General features: G+C 72.5%; 13 protein-coding genes and 1 tRNA gene. 5 read left to right on the top strand and 9 right to left on the bottom strand.

The window, feature by feature from the left end:
• Positions 1-873 (top strand): sensor histidine kinase (locus C1I98_RS27530; RefSeq protein ID WP_233508242.1); only part of this gene is annotated, 873 nt, incomplete at its 5' end.
• Positions 870-1,538, top strand: coding sequence for a response regulator (locus C1I98_RS27525; protein ID WP_111170320.1), 669 nt, complete (start codon positions 870-872; stop codon positions 1,536-1,538). The genes C1I98_RS27530 and C1I98_RS27525, both read left to right, overlap by 4 nt.
• A gap of 11 nt (positions 1,539-1,549) precedes the next feature.
• Here C1I98_RS27525 and C1I98_RS27520 read toward each other — a convergent pair whose 3' ends face one another.
• The 7 genes from C1I98_RS27520 to C1I98_RS27490 form a co-directional block, all read right to left on the bottom strand.
• Positions 1,550-2,215 (bottom strand): GntR family transcriptional regulator, encoded by a 666-nt coding sequence (locus C1I98_RS27520; protein ID WP_158558201.1) that lies wholly within the window; start codon positions 2,213-2,215, stop codon positions 1,550-1,552.
• Between the two features lie 82 nt (positions 2,216-2,297).
• Entirely contained in the window at positions 2,298-3,173 is an 876-nt protein-coding gene (locus C1I98_RS27515; RefSeq protein WP_111170318.1) for a polysaccharide deacetylase family protein, read from the bottom strand.
• 20 nt (positions 3,174-3,193) lie between these two features.
• Positions 3,194-3,883, bottom strand: coding sequence for a fumarylacetoacetate hydrolase family protein (locus C1I98_RS27510; protein WP_111170317.1), 690 nt, complete (start codon positions 3,881-3,883; stop codon positions 3,194-3,196).
• Complete coding sequence (locus C1I98_RS27505) at positions 3,880-5,130, bottom strand: MFS transporter (RefSeq protein ID WP_111170316.1); 1,251 nt, start codon at positions 5,128-5,130, stop codon at positions 3,880-3,882. The genes C1I98_RS27510 and C1I98_RS27505 overlap by 4 nt, the downstream gene beginning before the upstream one ends.
• A complete protein-coding gene (locus C1I98_RS27500; protein ID WP_111170315.1) occupies positions 5,127-6,506 on the bottom strand; it encodes an amidohydrolase family protein in 1,380 nt (459 codons plus the stop codon). Before C1I98_RS27500 ends, C1I98_RS27505 begins: the two co-directional genes overlap by 4 nt.
• 2 nt (positions 6,507-6,508) lie before the next feature.
• Positions 6,509-7,258, bottom strand: a complete 750-nt coding sequence (locus tag C1I98_RS27495) for a sulfite exporter TauE/SafE family protein (protein WP_111170314.1) — start codon at positions 7,256-7,258, stop codon at positions 6,509-6,511.
• Positions 7,259-7,273: 15 nt separating this feature from the next.
• Entirely contained in the window at positions 7,274-7,858 is a 585-nt protein-coding gene (locus tag C1I98_RS27490) for an ATP-binding cassette domain-containing protein (RefSeq protein ID WP_233508241.1), read from the bottom strand.
• A 318-nt stretch (positions 7,859-8,176) separates the two neighbouring features.
• Between C1I98_RS27490 and C1I98_RS27485 the strand changes: the two genes are divergently transcribed.
• Positions 8,177-8,734: a TetR/AcrR family transcriptional regulator gene (locus tag C1I98_RS27485; RefSeq protein ID WP_111170312.1), complete on the top strand. Its 558-nt coding sequence runs from the start codon at positions 8,177-8,179 to the stop codon at positions 8,732-8,734.
• Positions 8,731-9,174 carry a DUF6463 family protein gene (locus C1I98_RS27480; RefSeq protein ID WP_111170311.1) on the top strand — a complete coding sequence of 148 codons (444 nt, stop codon included), beginning with the start codon at positions 8,731-8,733 and terminating at the stop codon, positions 9,172-9,174. The genes C1I98_RS27485 and C1I98_RS27480 overlap by 4 nt, the downstream gene beginning before the upstream one ends.
• Positions 9,175-9,283: 109 nt before the next feature.
• Here C1I98_RS27480 and C1I98_RS27475 read toward each other — a convergent pair.
• Positions 9,284-9,357: transfer RNA gene (locus C1I98_RS27475), tRNA-Pro, on the bottom strand.
• 73 nt (positions 9,358-9,430) lie between these two features.
• Complete coding sequence (locus tag C1I98_RS27470) at positions 9,431-10,324, bottom strand: metallophosphoesterase (protein ID WP_233508240.1); 894 nt, start codon at positions 10,322-10,324, stop codon at positions 9,431-9,433.
• An 82-nt stretch (positions 10,325-10,406) separates the two neighbouring features.
• Here C1I98_RS27470 and C1I98_RS27465 point away from each other — a divergent pair.
• A partial coding sequence (locus C1I98_RS27465) for a GatB/YqeY domain-containing protein (RefSeq protein WP_111170321.1) occupies positions 10,407-10,819 on the top strand: 413 nt, incomplete at its 3' end.

Here is a 10,819-nt window from a genome sequence, read left to right as displayed (position 1 = left end):
ACCCCCGGCGACGCCGGCACCGACGTCCACATCGACGACCACCTCATCCTCGCCGCCCGCGGCCGCCTCCTGCACGCCGCCGACCGCCGCGTCCTGGAAGCCTTCGCCGCCGAAGCCGCCGTCGCCCTGCGCCAAGAACGCCTGCGCGCCGAAGCCGAAAAAGCCCGCCCCCTCGCCGAAGCCGACCGGATGCGCACCGCCCTGCTCGCCGCCGTCAGCCACGACCTGCGCACCCCCCTGGCCTCCGCCACCGCCGCCGTCGACGGCCTGCGCGCCACCGACGTCCACTGGACCCCCGCCGACCGCGCCGAACTCCTCGACACCGCCCACGAATCCCTCGCCCGCCTGGACCGCCTGGTCGCCAACCTCCTGGACATGAGCAGACTCCAGGCGGGCGTACTCGGCGCGTCGCCGCAAGCGCTCGTCCTGGACGAGGTGGTGCCCCGCGCGATCGACGGCCTCGGGACCGCGCGCGGCCGGGTGACCTGCGACATCCCGGCCGACCTGCCGGAGGTCACCGCCGATCCGGTGCTGCTGGAACGGGTGCTGGTGAACGTGATCGCCAACGCCGTGCGCTACAGCCCCGACGGGCGGCCGGTACTGGTCCGGGCGAGCGGGCACGGCTCCGGTGTGGAGATCCGGGTCATCGACCGCGGCCCCGGCATCCCGCAGGAGGACCACGAGCGGGTGTTCATGCCGTTCCAGCGGCTCGGCGACCGCGACACCCACACCGGCGTCGGGCTCGGCCTGGCCCTGTCGCGCGGCCTGGCCGAGGCGATGGGCGGCACACTGACCCCGGAGGACACACCAGGAGGCGGGCTGACGATGATCCTCACACTGCCGGTCACCGGCCGTACCGGGGTGGCGGCGTGACCCGCGTCCTCGTCGTGGACGACGAACCCCAGATCCTGCGGGCGCTGCGGATCAACCTGGCCGCCCGGCACTACGAGGTCGCGGTCGCCGCCGACGGCGGCTCGGCGCTGCGCCAGGCCGCCTCCTTCCACCCCGACCTGGTGCTGCTCGACCTCGGGCTGCCCGACTTCGACGGCATCGACGTGATCCACGGCCTGCGCGGCTGGACCAGCGTGCCGATCATCGTGCTGTCCGGCCGGGCCGCCAACCGGGACAAGGTCGAGGCCCTGGACGCGGGCGCCGACGACTACGTGACCAAGCCGTTCGGGATCGACGAACTGCTCGCCCGCGTCCGCGCGGTCTCCCGGCGCTCGGCGGTGACCGAGTCGGAGACCGCGCTGGTACGGGTCGGCGACCACGTCGTGGACCTCGTCGGCAAGACCGTCTCCGGCGACGTGCGGCTGACCCCCACCGAGTGGCACATCCTGGAGATCCTGCTGCGCAACCCGGGCAAGCTGATCGCCCACCGGCACCTGCTGACCGAGGTGTGGGGCGCGAAGTTCGTCAAGGAGTCGCACTACCTGCGGCAGTACATGGCGCAGCTTCGCCGCAAGCTCGAACCGGACCCGGGCCACCCCGCCCACCTGATCACCGAGCCGGGGATGGGCTACCGGTTCGTGCCGTGAGGCGCCGTCCGTCAGTGGTCGAGGGGCCGATAGGCGCGACCGGCCGCCTGGATGTGGGACAGGGCCGCCTCCCCGGCGGCCTGCGGGTCGCCCGCACGGATGCCGGCGATGATCGCGCGGTGCTGCTCGGTGATCGCGTCGGCCCAGTGCGGGTCGTCGAGGTTGGCCACGGTGGTGACCGCGATGCGGTCCCACACCCGGTGCAGGGCGTCTTCCAGGAACGGGTTGCCGGCCGCCGCGCCGATGGCGCGGTGCAGGGCCAGGTTGGCCTGCGCGGAGGCGCGCGGGTCGTGCGCGCGCACCGCGGCCTCGACCCGATCGACGGCCTCGTCCAGCGCGTCGATCTCGGCGGGCGCGAGCCGGCCCTCCTTCTGCCGGGTGGCGGCCAGCTCGGCCGCCAGGGCTTCGAGCCGGCCGCGCAGCACGAACAGGTGCCCGGCCTCGGCGGCGGTGAGCGCCGCGACGGCGACGCCCCTGGCGGCCGGGACCACCAGGCCGTCGGTCAGCAGCCTGCCCAGCGCCTGACGGACCGGGGTGCGGCTGACGCCCAGCTCGGCGGCCAGCACGGCCTCGGTGAGCCGCTGGCCGGGCGCGTATTCACCGGCCGCGAACCGGCGGCGCAGCTCCGCGTACACCGCCTGGGCGCTGCCCGGTCGGGGTTCGGGAGAGCTGGGCACGCGGTTAGTATACGCCGTGTGCAAAAAGCTTGATCCTTACAGGAGGTCCGGCGGCGGGCGGGTTTCCGGCCGCGGCCGGGGGTCAGCGCCCCGGTGAGGTGGCACGGTACCAGTCGAGGATCTGCTCCCCGGTCCAGAACTCCACGTCCCGGTGCCCCCGGATGTGGTGCAGGGCCTGCTCGAAGTACTTCAGCCGGTGCGGGGCGCCCATGATGTACGGGTGCACGACCAGTGCCATGACCCGCGCGGAGTCCGCCGAATCCGCGTACAACTGGTCGAACTGGTCGATCGCCCGCTGGTAGTACTCGCGGGCCGGATGGTGCTGGATCAGCATCATCGCGACGTCGTTGCACTCCTGCGTGTAAGGGACGTTCACGATGGGCGTGGTCCGCGTGGCCAGCTCCACCGGCTGGTCGTCGAGGACCCAGTCGCAGACGTACTCGTAGCCCTCCTCGGCGAGGATGTCCGGGGTCTCCCAGGTCTCGGTGAGCCCCGGGCCCAGCCAGCCGCGCGGCCGTGCCCCGGTGGCGGACTCGATCGCCTCGGTGGTGGCCCGGATGTCCGCCCGCTCGTCGGCGACCTTCTGCATGTTCTTCTGCGTGAACCCGTGGCCGACGAACTCCCAGCCGCGCTCCAGCGCGGCCTTGGTGATCTGCGGGTAGTGCTCCACCGCCTGGCCGTTGATCGCCAGCGCGGCCCGCACCCCCTGGCGGTCCAGCGCGTGCAGCATGCGCCAGAAGCCGACCCGGTTGCCGTACTCGTGCCAGGCCCAGTTCGGCACGTCGGGGGCCGGGATGCCGCCCGCGGGCGGGGTGAGCACGGTGCGGGGCATCGGGTCGGTGTCGGACCAGGTCTCCACGTTGACGATGACCCACACCACCATCCGGCCGCCGCCGGGCAGCGTGCGCGCCGGGCGGCCCTCGATCGGGTCGTACTCAAGCCGTTCGCTGGGACGCATGGGTGTCTCCTTCAGGTGGCTCATCGGATGGTCACGGTCAGGGCGGGCAGGCCCGTGATCTCGACGCGGATCAGGTCGCCGGGGCCCACCGCGGCGACTCCCGCCGGGGTGCCGGTGTAGATGAGGTCGCCCGGCATCAGCCGGTACGAGCGGGACAGGTGGTTGATGATCTCGGGGACCTTCCACACCATCAGGTCCAGGCCGGTGCGCTGGCGGAGTTCGCCGTTGACGGTCAGCCGCAGCTCACCGTCCAGCGTTCCGGCGGCCTCGGCGGCGGGCACGATGGGGCCGCACGGCGCGGAGTGGTCGAAGGACTTGCCGGCCTCCCACGGGTGCGCCATGGCCCGGCAGTCCCGCTGCCGGTCGCGCCGGGTCAGGTCGATCCCGGCGGCGAACCCGAAGACGTGGCCCAGCGCGTCGGAGGCGGCGACGTCCGCGCCCTCCCTGCCGACGGCGACCACGAGTTCGCCCTCGAACTGCAGGTCGCCGGTGTGCGGCGGATACGGTACGGCGGAGCCGTCCGTGACCACGGCGTCCGCGGGCTTCTGGAAGAAGAACGGGTCGTCGCGCTCGTCGCCCTCGCCCATCTCCCGAATGTGATCGACGTAGTTGCGCCCGACGCAGTAGACGCGCCGGACCGGGAACGCCTCCGGGCGGCCGGTGACGGGCACGGCGGCCTGGGGGAGCCGCCAGAGCAGGGAAGTGGTCATGAGTGATCCCCTGAGGTGTCGGTCGTGCTGAACAGATGCGGGCGCAGGGCGAGCGCCAGGGCCGCGCCGGCCACCGAGAAGCCGACGATCTGGATCATCGCCGCGGTGGTCCACCCGGCCGCGGAGGTAAGGCTGCTGAACAGCAGCCCGGCGGCGCTGGCCGCCACGTAGACACAGGTCACGAACACGCCGGCGGCGCGGCTCACGCCCTTGGCGTCCACCGCCTTGACCAGGTAGCCGGCCGCCGCGACGTACACGCCGCTGCTGGCGAACAGCCCGAACAGGAACGAGAAGACCGACTGCCAGGCCATCCCCGGCGATCCGAGGAACAGCGCGCACCCGCAGGCCGCGACGCCCAGGTTGAGCAAGGCGAGCACGGCTCGCGGGCTCCACCGGTCGACCAGGTGGCCGCCGAGCGGTGAGGCGAACGCCGCCAGCCCGGACAGCCCGACCACGAATCCGGCCGCGCCGGAGCCGAAGCCCAGCTCCTCCCGCAGGTAGCTGGCGTACATGCCGATGAAGGCGAAGTCGGCGAGCCCGAACAGCACGATGATGGCGGCCAGCACCAGCGGGTTGCGGGCCAGCAGCGTGGCCGCGCCGCCGATGTGGCGGACCACGCCGGCCGCCGCCTTGGCCTCGGTGAGCCGCGGCGACACCAGCAGGAGGGTGGCCAGCGCGAGCGCGACGCCGATCGCCGCGTACGCGATCATCGGAGCCCGCCAGGTCCCGTAGCTCTCCATCAGGCTGCTGCCGAAGGACGGGCCGATCACCGACCCGGCGGCGAACGCCATGTTGATGCTGCCGATCGCCACGCCGCGCCGGGCCGGGAACGCGCTGGAGGCCACCGTGATGATCGCGGCGAGTTGGAGCGCCTCGCCGACCCCGGACAGGACGCGCCACAGCAGCATGTCCGCGAAGCCGGTGGAGGCCGCGGTCAGGGCGGTCGCCACGGAGAACAGCAGGGTGCCCGCGACGATCGTCCGCCGCCGGCCGAACATCCGCTCCAGCCGTCCGGCGGGCAGCCCGGCCAGGCCCATGCCCAAGGCGAAGACGGTGGCCTGGAGTCCGGCCGCCTCCAGGCTGAAGCCGTACTCGCTGCGGACCTCGACCAGCAGCACGGGGAAGACCATGCGGTCCATGGCGTTGACCGCGTAGGCGAGCAGCAGCAGCCCGAACATCGCGACCGCGGCACGTGGGGTGAGGGTTTCGTGCCGGGACGTCGTCCGGGCGACGGGGGTGGCGCTCATGGCAGGCTTCTTTCGGGGGTGGAGCCGCTTTCTGAAGTGGAGGGCCAGTCGCCCGCCGCCGCGGCCCTTTCGAGCAGGGCGTCCCTGCGGGCCTCGGCCATGGCGACGGGGTCGGGACCGCCCTCGGCGAGCACCGGCCTGCCGTGCCGCTTGAGCACGCGGCCGTCGGCGATGACGGTGTCGATGTTGTCGATCTGACCGGTGTAGACGAGCCCCTCGGCCGGGTCGCCCGAGGGGAGCAGGTTGACGTCGGACAGGCGCAGGATCACGATGTCCGCGCGCTTGCCGTTCGTGATGGAGCCGGTGACGTCGCCGATCCCGAGGTCCTCGGCGCCGTCGAGCGTCGCCAGCTTGAGCAGCCGGCGCGGGGTCACGGCCGGTGAGCCGGTGCGGGCGGCCTCGATGGAGACGATGGCGCGCAGGTGACCGAGGATGTCGGCGCTGGTGGGCATGGCGAGGGTGTCCAGGGACAGCGAGAGCCGCACGCCGGCCTCGATGAGTTCGCTGATCAGCGGGAAGCCCATGGTGCGCAGCTCGGTCATCGGGCTCACCGACACCCGCGTACGGGTGCGGGCCAGCGCCCCGATGTCGTCCTCGCTCGCGTGGACGGCATGGACGATCTGCACGTCCTCGCCCAGCAGGCCGAGGTCGGCGAGGCGGGTCAGGCCGCAGGCGCGGCAGCCCTCCTCGCGCAGGCAGCGGTCGCAGTGCATGGTGATCGGCAGGCCGAGCGAGCGGGCCGCCGCCCACTCCCGCTCGTAGACGGCGGGCGGCGTCCGGTACGGCCCGCGCAGCGCGACGCCGAAGTCCAGCCTGCCGTCCAGCAGCGAGGAGGGCCAGCGGGCGCGCAGCGCGGCCAGGTCGTCGAGGTCGTTGGTGGCGTCCGGTTCGGCCGAGTCGGGCGGGCCGTAGGAGAACCGCCCGCGCAGGCCGGAGTCCAGGTGCGCCCGGATGTTGGCGTCGGCGTCCTGCGGCCCGCGTACGTTGTGGTCGAAGTTGTGCACGGTGGTGATGCCGCCGCCGATCGCCTCGGCCAGCCCGAACCTGGCCGCCCAGTAGAAGTCGTCCACCTCGAAGTGCGGCGCGAGCGCCCGCTTGACGGTGAAGTAGTCCCGGCCCGGCCGGTCGCCGACCGTGCCGCGGAGCGGCGAGTTCCACAGGTGCCAGTGGGTGTCCACGAACCCGGGGAGGGTCACCGTCCGGCTCGCGTCGATGACCTGGGCGTCACCGGCCGCGCGGCCGGGGTCGTGCGGGGCGACCTCGGCGATCCGCCCGTCGCGGACCAGGACGTCGGCGCGCGGGAGGTCGCCCACGTCCGGGTCCATCGAGATCAGGTACGTGCCCGAGATGAGCAGGTCGGTTCGGTCGGGAAGCATGGTCACCTCAGGAAGAGCGCGACGGACAGGACGAGCCCGGCGGAGACGACGAGCCAGCGGAGGATCTCGGGGGACACCCGGCGGGCGAGGACGACGCCGCCCCGCCCGCCGGCCAGCCCGGCCAGCGACATCACCGCGACGGGCAGCCACTGCACCGGCCCGAACACCGTGAAGGCGAGCGCCGAGACCGATCCGACGATCAGTGAAAGCGCGCCCTTGAGCGCGTTGAGCCGGTGCAGGTTCTCGGCCACGAACGCGCCGAGCACGGCGAGCATCATCACGCCGAGCCCGGCGGCGAAGTAGCCTCCGTAGACCGAGACCACGAACTGCGCGGCGAGCAGTCCGCGCCCGCCGTCCGCCGCCCTGGCCTTGGCGAGCCGCCGCGCCACCACCCCCTGCAGGGCCAGCGCCGCCACGGACGCGAGCACCAGCACCGGCACCACGGACGTGAACTGCTCCTGCGGCGCGACCAGCAGGATCGCCGACCCGCAGGTCGCCCCCGCGACGGTCACCGCGGCCAGGCGCAGCACCCGCCCGCCGATCGCGGGCAACTCGTCCCGGTATCCGGCGAGCCCGCCCAGATAGCCGGGCAACGTGGTGAGCGCGCTGGTGACGTTGGCCGCCACCGGCGAGTACCCCATGGCCAGGAGCGCCGGGAACGAGATCAGCGAACCACCTCCGGCCACCCCGTTCACGGCGCCGGCCAGGAAGCCCGCCACGGCGAGGAGCGTGATCTGCAGCGGTTCCAGCACGGCTCTCTTCTCTCGTCACCAACTTTGGATCCCAAGTATCCACTGGATGCATTCAATGTCAAGAGCCTGCCCGGCGCGAGGGTCAGAGCCGAGGCGGGGCCAGCCGCCGGTGTCGCGCAGCAGCCGGCGGTCGTGGGTGGCGAGGACCACGGCGGCTCCGGTGGTGGCCAGCGCGTCGGTCAGTTCTTCGACGAGGGTCATGGACAGGTGGTTGGCGGGCTCGTCGAGCAGGATGACCTGGGGGCGGGCGGCCGGCAGCAGGGCCAGGTACAGGCGGCGCTGCTGGCCGATGGACAACTCGGTCACCGGGCGGTGGGCGGCGTCGGCGGGCAGCAGGCCGAGGCGGGCGAGGCCGATGGCCTCGGTGCCGGCACGGGCCGCGACGGCCTCGTACACCTCGAACGCCCGCCGCCGCGAGGGCGGCGGGGACTCCTGGGCGAGCAGGCCGACGCGCGCGCCGCGCCTGCGCTGCACCGCGCCCGCGTCCGGGGCGAGCGTCCCGGCGAGCACCTGGAGCAGGGTGGTCTTCCCGCGCCCGTTCTCGCCGACCACTCCGAGCCGGACTCCGGGCGAGACGGTCAGATCGACCCCGGGGAGCACGGGGCGGCCACCGCGGGACAGGTGCAGGTCGGTGGCGTTGAGGTGGGCACGCGCGCGGCATGCGGCGTTGGATCGGTGAACATGCCTCCTCCGAGCGAGCAGGCTCGCGCACACCTCGGCAGTTCTCAGCGCGACGTGGGGAACCTGAAGGGTGAGAGACGACTACGCGTCCGCCCGGCGTCGCCGGACGGAGGGTCGTCCTCAGAGGAAGTGGAGATGCACGGCGCAACTCTACCTGACGCCCTACTGCCAAGGGCCATACGATGAGGTATGGTATGGCTCATGAGCGAATTCGCGACCGAGCCGGGGTGACCGGCCATGGCATCCCAGCGCGACTGGCTGGACACCGGCCTTGGGATCCTCGCCCGTGACGGCGCGCGGGCGCTGACCATCGAACGGCTGTGCGGCGAGCTGGATCTCACCAAGGGCTCGTTCTACCACCACTTCAAGGGCATGACGGGCTACCACAAGGACCTGCTCGCCCACTTCGAGGCCGAGCACACCGCCCGCTTCATCACCGCCGTGGAGGGCTCCGGCGAGCCCGCCCCGGTCCGGCTGCGCCGGCTGCTCGACATCGTCCTGGACGTCGAAAGCGACAGCGCGGGCCTGGAGTCAGCCGTCCGGGCCTGGGCCCTGGTGGACGCCGACGTACGGGCCGTCCAAGAGCGCGTGGACCGCACGCGCATCGACTACCTGAGCGTCCTGTGGCGCGACCTCGGCGGCCCGGAGTCCGACGTCACGCCCATGGCCAGGCTGCTCTACCTGATCCTGATCGGCGGCCAGCAGGTCATCCCGCCGATCTCCGCGCCCGAACTGCGCGACATCTACCAGCGCGCCCTGCGCCTGGCCCCACCCGAGGAGGCGGAAACCGAATGACCACCACGACCACCCCGCGCACGAGCCCCCCTCAGGCGAGCACCCTGACCCGCTGGATCCCCCGCCTGCTCATCGCCACCGCGGTGCTCCACTTCATCTGGGCCTTCCTCCAGCCCAACGACTGGGCCGGCATCGCCGCCGACGGCTTCTTCCGCAGCATCGTCGACCCCGAGGCCCCCAACTACACCGCCCGCGAGGTGGACGTCTGGTTCATGATCGGCGGCGTCGCGATGCTCGCCCTGGGCACGCTCGGCCGGCACATCATCAGCGTCACCGGCCGCCTCCCCGCCCAGTTCGGCTGGTACCTGCTGGTGATGGGCCTGATCCTGTGCGTCCTCTACTTCCCGGTCACCGGCGGCTGGGCGCCCCTCATCATCGGAGTGCTCGCCCTCGTGGCCGCCGGTTCTCGCGGCACGGCACGGCACACACCGCCGAAGTAGCGCTCAGCGGGCCCGGCGCCCAGATCGCCGAGCGCCTGGAGGTCACCGGGAACACGAAAAAGGGCCTGATCCGCTGAGCGGATCAAGCCCTCTGTCCGGTCGTGCTGGGTCGGGGTGGCGGGATTTGAACCCACGGCCTCTTCGTCCCGAACGAAGCGCGCTGCCAAGCTGCGCTACACCCCGGTGGCCCGGGCCTGGCGGCCCGTGCTTCGAGAAGTCTAGCGGACTTCGGGGGTGGTTGTGTCAATGATGGTGATCAACGACGGGGGACCAGGGTGAGGAGGGATGCCTCGGGGAAGCAGGCGAAGCGGACCGGGGCGTACGGGGAGGTGCCGAGGCCGGCGGAGACGTGCAGGTAGGCGGAGTCGTGGCGGTGGAGGCCCTTGACGCGGGCGCGGTCGATGCCGCAGTTGGTGACCAGGGCGCCGTAGAAGGGGATGCAGAGCTGGCCGCCGTGGGTGTGGCCGGCCAGGAGGAGCTGGTAGCCGTCGGCGGCGAAGCGGGTGAGGTTGCGCGGCTCGGGGGAGTGCATGACGCCGAGGCGGAGGTCGGCGTCGGCCGGGGCCGGGCCCTCGATGAGGTCGTAGCGGTCGCGGTTGATGTGGGAGTCGTGGATGCCGCCGACGGCGATGTCCAGCTCGCCGACCTTGAGGCGGGCGGTGGTGTTGTTCATGTCGAGCCAGCCCTCGGCGGCCATGGCGGCGCCCAGCTCCTCCCAGGGCAGGGACGGCACATTACGGCGGTGGTCGCCCTTGGATGTGCGCCAGAGGTAGCGGGCCGGGTTCTTCGGCACGGGGGCGTACATGTCGTTGGAGCCGTAGACGAACAGGCCCGGGCGGGCGAGCAGCGGCTCCAGGGCGTGCAGCAGCGGGGGGATGGCGTCCGGGTGGGAGATGGAGTCGCCGGTGTTGACCACCAGGTCGGGGCGCAGGTCGCCGAGCGAGCGCACCCACTCGATCAGCCGCCGCCGGCCCGGGGTGAGGTGCAGGTCGGAGAGGTGCAGGATGCGCAGCGGGCGCTGCCCCGGGGGCAGCACCGGCACGTCGAAGCGGCGCAGCCGGAACCAGTTGCGCTCGACGACGGCGGCGTAGCCGACGCCCGCTACACCCAGCCCCAGCACGGACAGGGGGATCGCTGCTGCTTTTCTCACGTGTTCATCATGCCAGTGTCGTCTGCGGCACGCGCGGTGGCGACCGGCCGGTACGGCGAGAAGGTGCGGCAAGATAAGGCGCATGAGCGCGCTGAAGGACAAGTTGAAGGCCGATCTGTCGGTCTCCATGAAGAGCCGTGACGAGGTCCGTACCCGCACGATCAGGATGGCCCTCGCGGCGATCAGCACCGAGGAGGTCTCCGGGAAGGCGGCCAGGGAGCTGTCCGACGAGGAGGTCGTCAAGGTGCTGATCAAGGAGGCGAAGAAGCGCCGGGAGGCGGCGGAGGCGTTCGCCGGGGCGGGCCGTACGGAGCAGTCGCAGGCCGAGATGGACGAGCACGCGGTGCTCGAGGGTTACCTGCCCGCGCAGCTCTCCGACGAGGAACTGGAGCGGCTGGCCGACGAGGTGATCGCCGAGACGGGCGCGTCCGGGCCGAAGGCGATGGGCCAGGTGATGAAGGTCCTCACGCCGAAGGTCGCGGGGCGGGCCGAGGG

This window comes from Spongiactinospora gelatinilytica (assembly GCF_003236385.1).
Lineage (GTDB): Bacteria > Actinomycetota > Actinomycetes > Streptosporangiales > Streptosporangiaceae > Spongiactinospora > Spongiactinospora gelatinilytica.
This window is presented reverse-complemented; position numbering and strand designations above follow the sequence as displayed.

Bases quoted from the DNA above. Each gene is read 5' to 3' on its own strand.
- C1I98_RS27480 (WP_111170311.1), top strand. From the start codon at position 8,731: ATGACCACCACGACCACCCCGCGCACGAGCCCCCCTCAGGCGAGCACC.
- C1I98_RS27505 (WP_111170316.1), bottom strand. From the start codon at position 5,130: ATGAGCGCCACCCCCGTCGCCCGGACGACGTCCCGGCACGAAACCCTC.
- C1I98_RS27510 (WP_111170317.1), bottom strand. From the start codon at position 3,883: ATGACCACTTCCCTGCTCTGGCGGCTCCCCCAGGCCGCCGTGCCCGTC.
- C1I98_RS27500 (WP_111170315.1), bottom strand. From the start codon at position 6,506: ATGCTTCCCGACCGAACCGACCTGCTCATCTCGGGCACGTACCTGATC.
- C1I98_RS27485 (WP_111170312.1), top strand. From the start codon at position 8,177: ATGGCATCCCAGCGCGACTGGCTGGACACCGGCCTTGGGATCCTCGCC.
- C1I98_RS27515 (WP_111170318.1), bottom strand. From the start codon at position 3,173: ATGCGTCCCAGCGAACGGCTTGAGTACGACCCGATCGAGGGCCGCCCG.